Here is an 11,698-nt window from a genome sequence, read left to right as displayed (position 1 = left end):
CGTTTTTTTATTCGTTCGATTAAAAAGAGCACAAAACGCCTCAAAAGTAGGCTTTTCTCTTACATCTCTTGCAGTTTCTTAGAGAATAAAGAGACTTTTTCCCAGTTCGTGTACTCAACTTCCTTGGTTGTATCCGTTTCTCCACCTGTCATATTCATAATGAAGCGAATCATGGTTTTATCGAACCAGTTATAACGAGGGTAATAGAGGGCGCCAGCAAAAACACCGATCAAAGTAGGTTGCCACGGGGACTTAAGAAGGAACTTCTTAATATAAGCGCTGCCTTCAGGGGTATCTTTGCCTTGGTCTTCTTTACGAGCCGTTAAGTTAACGCAAAAGAAAGCAACCTTATTTGATCGCAGCTGAGCAAGGTTGGCATCAATGAACTGATATAGCTTCTTATTGAGGTGCCCATAGCGAATAGATGCACCAATCAACACTCTGTCGTATTGAGCAAAGTCGACATTACTAACAGTGTGCAGATCTTGAAGCTCACATTCGAACTCATTCATTTCTTCTTTTATATAGTTCAAGATTTTCTTGGTCTGCCCTTCACGGCTTGAATACAAAAATAGAGCTTTTGCCACAATATGTCCTTAGCTACGCCAAAACGTAGGGGTCAATAAAATTAATAATGTGAATATCTCTAAACGGCCAAACAGCATGGATACGATTAACACCCATTTGGCCTTGTCATTCACATCGCCGAAGTGCATTGCCACTTCACCTAAGCCTGGACCAAGGTTATTCAATGTTGCAGCTACAGCAGAGAAAGCGCTTAGCTCATCCATCCCCGTAGCAATAAGAGCCAACATACAAACCACAAAAACTAATGCGTATGCAGAGAAGAAGCCCCAAACCGCATCAACGACACGTTGTGGTAGCGCCGAACCACCAACCTTGATGGTATAGACAGCACGCGGGTGAACAAGACGCTTCATTTCACGAGCACCCTGTAAAGTAAGCAGTAATATTCGAATGACTTTCATACCGCCACCCGTTGAACCTGCACAACCACCTATAAAAGAAGAGAACAGAAGCAACACAGGTAAGAATAGCGGCCACTCAGAGAAACCGGTGGTGGTGAAGCCTGCGGTTGTTGAAATAGATACTGTCTGGAACAAGGCTTGATCGAAAGCATCATAATACGAATCGTAAGAGTGATGATTCAGCAGTAATAAGAAACAAACTAAGAACAGGACGACTTGAATAAAGATAAAAGCGCGAAACTCAGGGTCTTTCCAGTAATATTTAGGATGCACGCCACCAGAAGCAAATGCCGCAAAGTGAAGAGAATAGTTACATGCAGATATAAGAAGGAACACGACCGTAATCATGTTGATAGCAGGGCTATTGAAATAACCCATACTTGCATCGTGAGTCGAGAACCCACCAATCGCAATAGTTGAGAAACTATGACTGATGGCATCAAAGAAACTCATGCCTGCAAGCCAAAATGCCATCGCACAAGCAATAGTTAAGCTTAAATAGATGTACCAGAGCGCTTTTGCCGTTTCAGCAATACGCGGGGTCATCTTACTGTCTTTTACTGGACCCGGTATTTCAGCACGATATAGCTGCATACCACCGATGCCCAGAACAGGAAGGATGGCTACCGCCAATACGATGATACCCATACCACCAAACCATTGCAGGAATTGGCGGTAAAATAGAATTGCTTTAGGGAGATCATCGAGGCCAACAATTACGGTTGCACCTGTCGTTGTTAATGCAGAAAACGATTCAAAAAAGGCATCAGTAACGGAAACGCTCGGATTATCCGCGATCAAAAACGGCAACGCACCAGCACTACCGATTACCGTCCAGAACAACACCACAATGAGAAAGCCATCTCGCGCCTTCAATTCATGTTTATAGCGTCGGTTTGGAAACCAGCAAGTTGCTCCACAAAATAATAGAACGAAGAAAGTCGTCACAAATGGCACACCCGCACCATCTCTATAGATCAGTGCGACGAGCGCAGGTGCGAGCATTGATACACTAAAAAGTGCTAATAATAATCCGACGATTCGAATGATTGAGCGAAATTGCATGAGCTATTGAACGAAGCGAAATGCTTCACACTTCCTAGTTGTCTTTGACTTTCGTTACCAGTGCCTTAGCACCGCTTTTATTGATCATGGTTTGGGTAAACGAATCTACCTGAAGGAGCTCTATTTCAATAATAAGCTCAACTTGAACACCATAATCCGCTTGGACTTCAACAGCCTGATGCTGAGCCATAATGGATTGCGCGATTGGCACAAAACCATAGTCTAACTCTAGTCGTAATTTTGTGGTTATTTTTTTCTCGATAGTTTGAAGCAGCTTGAGAGCTTGTTGCACTCCACCACCGTAAGCCTTTACTAGGCCACCCGTTCCAAGCTTGATTCCGCCAGAATAACGAGTAACAACAGCCGTCAGTTCACCAACACCAGAACCAGACAGTTGCGCCAAGATAGGCTTACCCGCAGTACCAGATGGCTCTCCATCGTCACTAAAGCCCCATTGCATTGAGTCTTCAGGTCGCCCTGCAGCAAAACCCCAACAATTATGTCGCGCTGATGAATGCTCTTTTTTTACCTGTTCTACGAACTGTTTAGCAGCTTCTACACTTGGAGTATGAGCAAGATGAGTAATGAAGACGCTCTTCTTTATCTCTTCTTCAAACAGAGCCGACGCTGACGGTATTAAATAGGGCTGTTCATTCATATCGTTAACTTAATTAATAAGAGCGGCGAAGTGTATCACGCGTGAATAATAAGGGTTAGAGGATCTGTGCCATCGCACAATGTTAAACAATTGTTTAAAAAATGTATTGAAATTCACCAGGCAGAGGTACAGACTAGAATAACTGGTCTTACCAGGTATTCTACAATAATAGAAAGATAACAAGATTCTCTCAAACAATCGTGGATTGTATGTCATGGAGATAGACAATGATTTACCAAGCTAACACCTTACAGGTAAAGGAATTACAAGATGGTATTGCAGAACTTAGCTTCTGTGCTCCGGCCTCTGTAAACAAACTCGACCTTGCTACTTTAGAATCGCTAGATAAAGCGTTAGATGCTCTTAATGCTCACGCTGGATTACGTGGTTTAATCTTAACTTCAAACAAAGATGCGTTCATCGTAGGCGCAGACATCACTGAATTTCTTGGCCTGTTTGCTAAGCCAGAAGCAGAACTTGATGAATGGTTAAGATTCGCTAATTCAATCTTCAGCAAGCTCGAAGACCTTCCTGTCCCAACTCTTTCAATGATGCGTGGCCATGCCCTTGGTGGCGGCTGTGAATGTGTACTCGCTACCGATTTCCGTATCGGTGACAAGACCACTAGCATAGGTCTACCAGAAACCAAACTTGGCATCATGCCTGGCTTTGGTGGTTGTGTGCGCCTGCCACGTGTTATCGGTGCTGACAGTGCAATGGAAATTATCACGCAAGGCAAAGCATGTCGTGCAGATGAAGCACTTAAAGTTGGCTTGTTAGATGCGATTGTTGAAACAGACCAGTTACTAGAGTCGGCAATCAACACTGTTTCTCTAGCAGCCAATGAGAAACTCGATTGGCAGCTACGTCGTAAACAAAAAACATCAGCACTTTCACTAAGCAAACTAGAAGCGATGATGAGCTTTACCATGGCTAAGGGCTTAGTGGCTCAAAAAGCAGGGCCTCACTACCCAGCTCCGATTACTTCTGTGATTGCAATTGAAGAAGCAGCGCGCAGCGATCGCGATGCAGCATTGGATATCGAACGCAAACACTTCGTTAAGCTAGCAAAATCTGAAGAAGCAAAAGCATTGGTCGGCTTATTCCTTAATGACCAATACATCAAAGGCTTAGCAAAACAAGCTGGTAAGTCTGCGAATAAAGCAACTGAACGCGCAGCAGTACTTGGCGCTGGCATCATGGGTGGCGGTATTGCTTACCAGTCAGCGTTAAAGGGCGTGCCAGTGATGATGAAAGACATCGCACAGGCGTCTCTAGATCTTGGTATGAACGAAGCTTCTAAGTTGTTGAATAAACGCTTATCACGCGGTCGCCTCGATGGATTCAAGATGGCAGGTATTCTGTCTTCTATTACTCCAAGCCTGCATTATGCAGGTGTTGAGCAATCAGATGTGATTGTGGAAGCGGTTGTAGAGAATCCTAAAGTAAAAGCAGCGGTACTGAGCGAAGTGGAAGGTTTGGTTGGTGAAGACACGGTTCTTACATCAAACACCTCAACGATTCCGATTAACCTGTTAGCGAAATCTTTGAAGCGCCCAGAGAACTTCTGTGGCATGCACTTCTTTAACCCAGTACACCGCATGCCTTTGGTCGAGATCATCCGTGGTGAGCATACATCAGAAGAAACAATTAATCGCGTAGTCGCTTACGCAGCGAAGATGGGCAAATCCCCTATCGTTGTTAACGACTGCCCTGGCTTCTTCGTTAACCGTGTACTTTTCCCTTACTTTGGCGGTTTCAGCATGTTGCTACGTGACGGCGCTGACTTCACCAAGATCGATAAAGTGATGGAACGTAAGTTCGGTTGGCCGATGGGCCCAGCATACTTGCTAGACGTTGTGGGCCTAGATACTGCACACCACGCACAAGCAGTAATGGCACAAGGTTTCCCAGAGCGTATGGGCAAAGAAGGCCGTGATGCGATTGACGCGCTTTATGTCGCTGAAAAATACGGCCAGAAGAACGGCAGCGGTTTCTACACGTACAGCGTAGACAAACGTGGTCGTCCGAAGAAAACCTTCTCTGAAGACATTCTTCCTATCCTGGCTGACGTATGCCAACAGCCACAAGACTTCGATGACCAGACCATTATCCAACGTGTGATGATTCCAATGATCAACGAAGTGGTGCTTTGTTTAGAAGAAGGCATCATCGCGACACCGCAAGAAGCGGATATGGCACTGGTTTACGGTTTAGGCTTCCCTCCATTCAGAGGCGGCGTATTCCGCTACTTAGACAGTGTGGGTATTGGTAACTTCGTTGGAATGGCGAAGAGCTACCAAGACTTAGGTGCAATGTACCAAGTTCCTCAACTATTGCTTGATATGGCAGCGAAGGGCGAAAGCTTTTACGACGGTCAACAAGCCAGTTCTCTGTAACCCACATTTGGAAAAGGAATAGCAAAATGAAAAATGTAGTTGTTGTTGATTGCCTTCGTACCCCAATGGGACGTTCCAAAGGTGGAGCTTTCCGTCACACTCGTGCTGAAGATCTGTCTGCACATTTGATGAAAGGCATTTTAGAGCGCAACCCAGAAGTAAACCCTGTCGAGATTGAAGACATTTACTGGGGTTGTGTACAACAAACGCTAGAGCAAGGCTTCAACGTGGCACGTAACGCTGCTTTGCTTGCTGGTCTACCGATTGAGATTGGTGCGGTGACGGTCAACCGTTTATGTGGTTCATCTATGCAAGCTCTGCATGATGCAACCCGCTCTATCATGGTTGGCGATGCTGAAATCTGCCTGATCGGTGGTGTCGAACACATGGGTCATGTACCAATGAACCATGGTGTTGATTTTCACCCAGGCATGTCTAAACACGTAGCGAAAGCGGCGGGTATGATGGGCCTAACGGCTGAGATGCTAGGTAAAATGCACGGTATTAGCCGTGAAGACCAAGACGCATTCGCAGCACGCTCACATGCTCGAGCTCAAGCAGCAACAGTTGAAGGTCGTTTCAAAAACGAAATCCTGCCAACAGAAGCTCACGCAGCAGACGGTTCACTGTTCACTCTGGATTACGATGAAGTCATTCGCCCAGAAACTACGGTTGAAGGCTTATCTCAGCTTCGCCCGGTATTTGACCCAGCAAACGGTACGGTAACAGCAGGTACTTCATCAGCACTGTCTGATGGTGCATCGGCAATGCTTATCATGAGCGAAGAGAAAGCCAACGCACTTGGCCTGAAGATTCGCGCTCGCGTGAAGTCGATGGCTATCGCTGGCTGCGATCCTTCAATCATGGGTTACGGCCCAGTACCAGCAACGAAAAAAGCACTTAAACGTGCAGGCCTAACCATTGAAGATATGGGTGTGATTGAGCTAAACGAAGCGTTTGCTGCTCAATCTCTTCCATGTGCGAAAGACCTAGGTCTACTGGATGTAGTTGACGAGAAAGTAAACCTTAACGGCGGTGCCATTGCTCTTGGTCACCCACTGGGCTGTTCTGGTTCTCGTATCTCAACAACCCTAATCAACCTGATGGAAGCGCAAGACGTGAAATACGGCTTAGCGACCATGTGTATTGGTTTAGGCCAAGGTATTGCAACGGTATTTGAACGCCCATAGCGGTCGTTGGTTGTAATACTTGTAGGGTAATCTTTTGTGCAGCTATATTTATATAGCTGCACTTTTTATTGCTCGGCGTCCAATAATGTATCGATTCGTTCAGCGAACTTAGCGAGAGAAAAAGCACCACTCACATCTATGCACAAAACGCATAGATTCAATGTTGATGTTTCATTATTTTTTCTTCGATGATTCAACTAAAGTTACTTCAGTTTCCTAATATTCCTCCCACGGAGCAGATCATGTTTAAAGCACTTGTACTAAACCAAGAAGACAAAAAAACTATCGCATCAGTTTCTCAAATTGATGAGTCTCAATTACCAGAAGGTAACGTGAAAGTTGATGTGAGCTACTCTTCTTTGAACTACAAAGATGGTTTGGCGATAACAGGTAAAGGGCGCATTGTTCGTAACTTCCCTATGGTTCCCGGTATCGACCTTTCAGGTGTGGTTTCACAATCTGATGACCCGCGCTACAAAGCGGGCGACGAAGTTGTTCTAACGGGTTGGGGTGTGGGTGAAGGTCACTGGGGTGGCATGGCTGAGAAAGCGAGCCTAAACGGTGATTGGTTAGTGCCAATGCCAGCGGGTCTAGACGCTAAGAAAGTCATGGCGATCGGTACAGCAGGTTTCACAGCAATGCTTTGTGTGCAAGCTATCGTAGATGCAGGCATCAAACCAGAAGACGGTGAAATCTTAGTCACTGGCGCAAGTGGCGGTGTAGGCAGCGTGTCTATTACGCTACTTAACCAACTGGGTTACAAAGTGGCTGCGGTTACTGGTCGTGCTTCTGCAAACGGTGAACTACTTAAATCACTAGGTGCGACACGCATTGTAGAGCGTGCTGAACTTGAAGAACCAGCTAAGCCACTAGAAAAACAACTGTGGGCTGGTGCTATCGATACGGTAGGCAGCAAAGTACTTGCGAAAGTATTGGCACAAATTGATTACAACGGCGCGGTTGCAATGTGTGGTCTAGCAGGCGGTTTTGACTTACCAACCACAGTAATGCCATTCATTCTGCGTAACGTTCGCCTACAAGGTGTGGACTCGGTAATGTGCCCTCGTGAAAAACGTATTAAAGCGTGGGAACAACTTGCTGAGCTGCTACCTGAGTCTTTCTACGGCCAAGCGACTAAAGAAGTGTCTTTAGATGGCGCTATTCAAGCAGCAGAAGACATCACTAACGGTCAAATCACTGGTCGCGTAGTTATAAAGCTTTAGTAATCAACTAAAGCTCAAATATCTCAGAACAACAAAGGGCTGATAGTAATCAGCCCTTTTGCATTTTGGTCATTTGGTTCGAGTAAACCAAAACTAGATCTAAGTTAAGTTAACCCAAACCTACATCCGCAATCCGTTTTTGAATCAGCTCACCACACTCTTCTTTTACCACTCTTCTTAACCATTGTTGTGAAGCAGAAGAATCGCAGCGCGAGTGCCAGATCAGTGAGTAATCAAACGGCATAAACTCAAATGGTAATGGCTTAACAACCAAGTCATAGCGTTCTGCCACCAAATAAGCCAGATCGGCTGGTACAGTGATCACCAACGGCATTCTATCGACAATCGCTAATGCGGCTTCAAGGTGATAAGCACGCAGCACCATTTTACGTGGGTTTTGATTGGCTAAAGCATTATCTAATAACGCTTTAACACCATCACTAATCGCAATCATCGCATGCGGGAGTAAAACATAGTCTTCAAGGCTTAACGATCGATCGGCTAACGGATGATTTTTAGATAACAGACACGACACACCGACCGGCCCCAATACCTCTTGATGAAGTGGTGCAATGCTGCCACTCGGGCGACAAATCGCCATATCGACACGTTCGGTGCTGAGCTGTTTAAACAAATGCTCATGCTGCAATGGTGCAAACTCCAAAGAGATGTTCGGCGCTTGCTCATAAATCTTCGGCAGAGCATAAGGCAAGATAGTTTGCATCGCGTAGTCAGTGGTCGCAATTAAAAAACGCTCACTGCAATAGTAAGGATCGAAATCACTCGGACTAAGCAACTGACGGAATGATTCTAAAGGCTGATCAATGCGCTGGCTGATCTCGAGAGCTTTCTTAGTGGGAATAAGGTGCTGACCTTGGCGTGTAAACAGGGGATCATTGAGTAGTTCTCTTAAGCGGCCTAATACTCGGCTGGTTGCCGACTGGCTTAGGTTAAGACGAAGCGCAGCTTGACTAACACTGCCCTCTTCAATCAATACCTTTAAGGCGACCAGTAAATTCAGGTCTCTACGATAGATGTCTTCTAATTCCACGCCACTTACCTAGCTGTATACAACTGTCATTAGTTACTAAGTTGTTTATAGCATGCTTTAGATAAAAAAAATCCCGCAATTACGCGGGGAAGCCCAAGAAAATCTGGGGATAGTGTCGGAATGTTGTCGTATTGGAATTTGCTTGCTGTATTCAGGTTAGTGCTCTTGCTCCTCGGCTATGCCTTGCCAACGGCGCATCTCTACCCAAATACCAATAATCGTTGCTACTATGCCAAAAATTGGCATTAGAGAGGTCTCTGTCGCTGAGCGTAGTACTAACGCACAAAAAGAAATAAAACAGAGAACTGAATAAATTGTTAATCTATCTAATCCTGTCAACATCGCCACTCCTTAGCTAGTTGCCTTTGCTTTAAGTTGTTATCAACTTGTTAATTAAGTTATAGGAAATGGTTCCATTTGCCAAGCACTTATTGCATATTTTTTCTGCAGACGTATTATTCACTCGTTAGATAGATATAGAGATACAAACCATGACATTCAAACCTGAACTGGCAACCCACACTTTAGAAGCTGAAGGCCTGCGTTGCCCAGAGCCAGTAATGATGGTCAGGAAGACAATTAGAAACATGCAGGATGGCGATGTGTTACTGGTAAAAGCTGACGATCCTTCGACAACTCGTGATATTCCGAGCTTTTGTCGATTCATGGATCACCAGTTGGTAGGCCAAGCGACAGAAACGTTGCCTTACCAGTATTTGATCAGAAAGGGATTGGAGGCGTAACGCCCCACCGACTATCAAGTATCAAAAAAGCCGCTCGTACCTTATGTTCTTAAACAGAACTCAGAGTACGAGCGGCTTTTTGTTTATTCGCTTCTAGATTTGTTTTGCAGATGCTCAAGCTGATGCTGAATTTCTCGGATATCTTTTCGCATAGGAATAATATGCGCAACCCGAATCCAAGCTTCTACCGCAAGCCCGGTCATGATCATCGAACCAGCCACCATTGGTAGCCACATGTCCGTCAACACCATGCCTAGTAGTGTAAGTGCAAGACCAAAGGTAAATAGATAACTTTGGCTTTGTGGAGTAACACCCATATAACGCGTCAACATAATCATGCCCTCGTGTTCTTAACTCACAAGATTAAAATATCATGACAAGTATGACAATTATATGTCCATTCGCTCGATAAACCCCACAATACTGTAAGAGTATGACCTACAACACATTACTCTACTGATTGAGTATAATAGGACTCAATACTACCGCTTAATAGAACGCTGCTGCGATAGCCAAACCCACGAACAACAAGGCTGTGATCTTGCGAATCAGGTCAAGTGGCATCTTATCTGCCGATAGCTTACCAATGATCACCACAGGCACATTCGCCAGCAACATACCAATGGTAGTACCGAGAATGACCCACGTTAATGCATCCGAATATTGAGCCCCTAGAATCGATGTCGCAATCTGAGTCTTATCACCGATCTCAGCAATGAAGAAAGCGATAAAACTGGCGACAAACGGCCCTCGGTTCGAGATCTGTTCATCGTCATCTAATTTATCCGGAATCAGAATCCAGCCTGCCATCGCAATGAAACTGACCACCAGCACCCACTTAAGTACTTCAGGAGATAAATAATCAGCGACCACAACACCTAGCCACGCAGCAAGGGCATGGTTGGCAATGGTGGCAAAGAAAATAGCCGCAATAATAGGTAGCGGTTTTCGATATCGGCTGGCTAATAAAAGGGATAACAACTGAGTCTTATCACCGATCTCGGCTAAGGCGACAGTTGTAATTGAAATTGCTAAAACGCTCACGACATGCTCATTTGGGATGAGGATTATTATATTTAACCAAAGACAAACCTCGCGCCCCATCCCGGTTCACGATGCTTGTCTAAGGTCTTGCTAAGCGCCACCAAGGTGGTGGTTGCCTCGAACGCCATGATGATTTTGCATCAATTATGTTGACGAACGAACTCATTCAATAGGATATGAATAAGTAAGCTACTCCCCAAAGACCGCGAGATTTTAATCACCCACGCTTTCAAACACAAGAGTCAAAGTTATCAAAATATCCACTTGTGCCGAAAAACAAACATTAAAGGCAAAAAAATCCACTAAACGACATTTTAGACCACTAATTAAACAAGATTACCCCTACTCGCTTTACCAATATCTCGGTATACTCAGAGGTTATTTTTATCATTCATTTAAAAGAATCGCGCGAACCTGACTATGCAAAAATACGATATCAAAACCTTCCAGGGAATGATCCTCGCGCTGCAGGATTACTGGGCACAAAACGGTTGTACCATTGTTCAACCACTAGATATGGAAGTAGGTGCTGGCACCTCTCACCCAATGACATGTCTACGTGCACTTGGCCCAGAGCCAATGTCTACGGCATACGTTCAACCTTCTCGTCGTCCGACCGATGGTCGTTACGGTGAAAACCCGAACCGCCTGCAGCACTACTATCAATTCCAAGTAGCTCTAAAACCTTCTCCAGATAACATCCAGGAGTTGTACTTAGGCTCGCTTGAAGTTCTTGGTGTCGACCCACTTGTTCACGATATTCGTTTCGTAGAAGACAACTGGGAAAACCCAACGCTAGGCGCATGGGGTCTTGGTTGGGAAGTATGGCTAAACGGTATGGAAGTGACTCAATTCACTTACTTCCAACAAGTTGGCGGTCTTGAGTGTAAGCCAGTAACGGGTGAGATCACTTACGGTATCGAGCGTCTAGCAATGTACATCCAAGAAGTAGACTCTGTTTACGACCTTGTATGGAACGTAGCACCAGACGGTTCTAATGTGACTTACGGTGACATCTTCCACCAAAACGAAGTTGAGCAATCAACATACAACTTCGAACACGCAGACGTAGATTTCCTATTCACTTTCTTCGACCAGTGCGAAAAAGAGTGTAAAGAGCTACTTGAGCTTGAGAAGCCACTGCCGCTTCCAGCTTACGAGCGCATTCTAAAAGCAGGTCACGCATTCAACATTCTTGATGCGCGCAAAGCTATCTCTGTAACAGAGCGTCAACGTTACATCCTTCGTATCCGCAACCTGACTAAAGCTGTTGCAGAGGCGTACTACGCGTCACGTGAAGCGCTTGGCTTCCCAATGTGTAAGAAGGATAAATAAT

12 protein-coding genes and 1 riboswitch are annotated in these 11,698 nt (G+C 45.1%); of the genes, 5 read left to right on the top strand and 7 right to left on the bottom strand.

Going from position 1 to position 11,698, the window contains the following annotated elements; all coding sequences use genetic code 11:
• Window positions 1-59: 59 nt before the first annotated feature.
• The 3 genes from hemG to ACED59_RS15545 are packed head-to-tail and all read right to left on the bottom strand — an operon-like array spanning window position 60 to window position 2,712.
• Entirely contained in the window at window positions 60-587 is a 528-nt protein-coding gene (hemG, locus tag ACED59_RS15555) for a menaquinone-dependent protoporphyrinogen IX dehydrogenase (RefSeq protein ID WP_017096584.1), read from the bottom strand.
• 9 nt (window positions 588-596) lie between these two features.
• Entirely contained in the window at window positions 597-2,054 is a 1,458-nt protein-coding gene (locus tag ACED59_RS15550; RefSeq protein WP_017096585.1) for a TrkH family potassium uptake protein, read from the bottom strand.
• A 34-nt stretch (window positions 2,055-2,088) separates the two neighbouring features.
• Window positions 2,089-2,712: a YigZ family protein gene (locus ACED59_RS15545; protein WP_009848168.1), complete on the bottom strand. Its 624-nt coding sequence runs from the start codon at window positions 2,710-2,712 to the stop codon at window positions 2,089-2,091.
• Between the two features lie 227 nt (window positions 2,713-2,939).
• Here ACED59_RS15545 and fadB point away from each other — a divergent pair, with 227 nt between their 5' ends.
• The 3 genes from fadB (at window position 2,940) to ACED59_RS15530 (ending at window position 7,524) form a co-directional block, all read left to right on the top strand.
• Window positions 2,940-5,111: a fatty acid oxidation complex subunit alpha FadB gene (fadB, locus tag ACED59_RS15540; protein ID WP_017096586.1), complete on the top strand. Its 2,172-nt coding sequence runs from the start codon at window positions 2,940-2,942 to the stop codon at window positions 5,109-5,111.
• 26 nt (window positions 5,112-5,137) lie between these two features.
• A complete protein-coding gene (gene fadA, locus ACED59_RS15535; RefSeq protein WP_004736671.1) occupies window positions 5,138-6,301 on the top strand; it encodes an acetyl-CoA C-acyltransferase FadA in 1,164 nt (387 codons plus the stop codon).
• Between the two features lie 242 nt (window positions 6,302-6,543).
• On the top strand, window positions 6,544-7,524 hold the full coding sequence (locus tag ACED59_RS15530) for an MDR family oxidoreductase (RefSeq protein ID WP_017094369.1): 981 nt from the start codon (window positions 6,544-6,546) through the stop codon (window positions 7,522-7,524).
• Window positions 7,525-7,633: 109 nt separating this feature from the next.
• Here ACED59_RS15530 and ACED59_RS15525 read toward each other — a convergent pair whose 3' ends face one another.
• Together ACED59_RS15525 and ACED59_RS15520 are read right to left on the bottom strand one after the other, a co-directional pair.
• Window positions 7,634-8,575, bottom strand: a complete 942-nt coding sequence (locus tag ACED59_RS15525; RefSeq protein WP_017096587.1) for a LysR family transcriptional regulator — start codon at window positions 8,573-8,575, stop codon at window positions 7,634-7,636.
• Window positions 8,576-8,731: 156 nt separating this feature from the next.
• Complete coding sequence (locus ACED59_RS15520; RefSeq protein WP_017096588.1) at window positions 8,732-8,917, bottom strand: hypothetical protein; 186 nt, start codon at window positions 8,915-8,917, stop codon at window positions 8,732-8,734.
• A gap of 149 nt (window positions 8,918-9,066) precedes the next feature.
• Here ACED59_RS15520 and tusA point away from each other — a divergent pair, with 149 nt between their 5' ends.
• Window positions 9,067-9,318, top strand: coding sequence for a sulfurtransferase TusA (tusA, locus tag ACED59_RS15515; RefSeq protein ID WP_004736675.1), 252 nt, complete (start codon window positions 9,067-9,069; stop codon window positions 9,316-9,318).
• Between the two features lie 83 nt (window positions 9,319-9,401).
• Here tusA and ACED59_RS15510 read toward each other — a convergent pair whose 3' ends face one another.
• Together ACED59_RS15510 and ACED59_RS15505 are read right to left on the bottom strand one after the other, a co-directional pair.
• On the bottom strand, window positions 9,402-9,656 hold the full coding sequence (locus tag ACED59_RS15510; protein ID WP_017096589.1) for a hypothetical protein: 255 nt from the start codon (window positions 9,654-9,656) through the stop codon (window positions 9,402-9,404).
• A 151-nt stretch (window positions 9,657-9,807) separates the two neighbouring features.
• Window positions 9,808-10,362, bottom strand: coding sequence for a TMEM165/GDT1 family protein (locus ACED59_RS15505; protein WP_009848160.1), 555 nt, complete (start codon window positions 10,360-10,362; stop codon window positions 9,808-9,810).
• 34 nt (window positions 10,363-10,396) lie between these two features.
• Window positions 10,397-10,572, bottom strand: a riboswitch (yybP-ykoY riboswitch).
• A 210-nt stretch (window positions 10,573-10,782) separates the two neighbouring features.
• On the opposite strand from ACED59_RS15505, the gene glyQ reads away from it, so the two are divergent.
• Window positions 10,783-11,697: a glycine--tRNA ligase subunit alpha gene (gene glyQ, locus ACED59_RS15500; protein ID WP_009848159.1), complete on the top strand. Its 915-nt coding sequence runs from the start codon at window positions 10,783-10,785 to the stop codon at window positions 11,695-11,697.
• Window position 11,698: the final 1 nt, after the last annotated feature.

The sequence above is a fragment of the Vibrio sp. FF266 genome (assembly GCF_041439695.1).
Classification (GTDB): Bacteria; Pseudomonadota; Gammaproteobacteria; order Enterobacterales; family Vibrionaceae; genus Vibrio; species Vibrio tasmaniensis_A.
The sequence above is the reverse complement of the archived record's forward strand: the minus strand, read 5'-3'. Positions and strand labels throughout refer to the sequence as shown.